The following is a 1,602-nucleotide window of genomic DNA, read 5'->3' as shown; positions in this document are numbered from 1 at the left end:
CTATTTATTGGATGGAATTCGCTGTAAATAACGGTAATATTGATGCAAAGAGCAAACTTCAAGAGCTCAAAAAGCTAAAGCGAATGGATAGAAGGAAGAATAAGGAGAATCCGTAAAAGCAATAGTTCATCAGACTGCCGCAGCAGTAGTATGATGATGAATCAGGGCTGTACTATAACTATTATCGGTAACATTAACCGCAGCAGGGGCGGTATAACACTCAGGCTCCGATTGGGCTGGAAGGTAGGTGGAATTTTTATCAGTATCCGTTGAACCCGATTTCTGGAATCGATCCCCTTGGGATTAGCCACCTGTTTATACAGCATAACTTTAGGTATGCTTTCGTGTGTTTCAGATATACCATGTGATGATAATTTTTATGATGTGCTTAGTATTCCAGTCGCTTCTGGTAATAATATGCAATGTAAAAATAATCCCCGTTGTACACATTTATAAATAGATGGCCAATACCTCAAGGCCTATGGAGTTGGAATGTTAATGACCCGGGAGCAAGCAATAGAAAACCTGACGGCATACGATTAGTACCGTCAGTTAATACAGGAACTTATAATCGCAATGGATTTTCAATACATAGTTGTTTAAACGCTTTTGGTCCGTCTTTAGGACCTCGATTCTGTTCCGAGGGTTGTATAACTGGTTTATCTAATGACATGCAAAAATTAAATGAGTTAATATTTTCAGAGCCAGATAGCACATTAACAGTTACGGACTAAAAAATATGGCAAGGTTATTAACAATTGTATTTTTTTCTCTATTTCTGCGAGTGCAGTTACTGCAAGACAATTTCAGAGAGAGTTAGATTTGGCAGACAAAGCAATATTATGGGCACTAATATCAGCCAGTACTAAAGAGGGACGAAAAGCGTGTTCACTAAGCTATTTTGCCTGTAAGGCCGCAGAGGCTGAACTCGGACTGGCATATATGGCTGCGAATGATAACAAGGAATTTCTCACATCCTTATCTAATATAATGAGGTACAAAATAGATGCTGGACTTTCCGAATCCTATACATGCTATTTATTAAGTAAGGGAAAGATCATAAGACCATATCTGAAAAATCTAAATCCACTCCAACTTGCCGCTGATTGCATTGAAACAGTAAATAAAATAAAAGATAAGAATAAAAAAAATCATTGATATAAATTCAGTTAATATTTGTAGTGATGATAAAAATATAAAATTGAGAGTTAATAGTACTATTATGGCCATTGATGATTCTATAAAGTGCATCGATGAATGATAACTTAATTTTATTTAAAAATATATTAATAACTCACTCTCCAGGAGTTTTTTTAACTTAGTTTTATAATGAATACGATAATTAAAAGTGAAGAAGAAAATAGTTGTATACATATATTCCATGACCCTACATTGTGATCTATAGATTAAATATTTTTTAAATGTGACTGTCATCCTTCAGATAATAAAGCCATCATCGCAATAGATGGAAAAGCACTCCTGCTCTTTTTTGATTAGAGCCGTCGCAGGAGGAACAACTCATATCATCATTGCGATCTCGACGATGTATAGTCTCATCCTGCGGCAGAACAAGACGGATAAAAAATCCAATGAGAGCACACT

General features: G+C 35.6%; 3 pseudogenes. All 3 read left to right on the top strand.

The features are described from left to right. Positions 1–116 (top strand): annotated as a pseudogene (locus RTW80_RS25005) (sel1 repeat family protein); the annotation flags it as partial. A gap of 33 nt (positions 117–149) precedes the next feature. Next, positions 150–368 (top strand): annotated as a pseudogene (locus RTW80_RS31745) (RHS repeat-associated core domain-containing protein); the annotation flags it as partial. Between the two features lie 371 nt (positions 369–739). Beyond that, positions 740–1,261 (top strand): annotated as a pseudogene (locus tag RTW80_RS25000) (Imm57 family immunity protein). Positions 1,262–1,602: the final 341 nt, after the last annotated feature.

The sequence above is a fragment of the Escherichia sp. AM3 genome (assembly GCF_032029835.1).
GTDB lineage: Bacteria > Pseudomonadota > Gammaproteobacteria > Enterobacterales > Enterobacteriaceae > Escherichia > Escherichia coli.
Note: the sequence above shows the minus strand (reverse complement) of the source record. Positions and strands in the feature narration are given on the sequence as shown.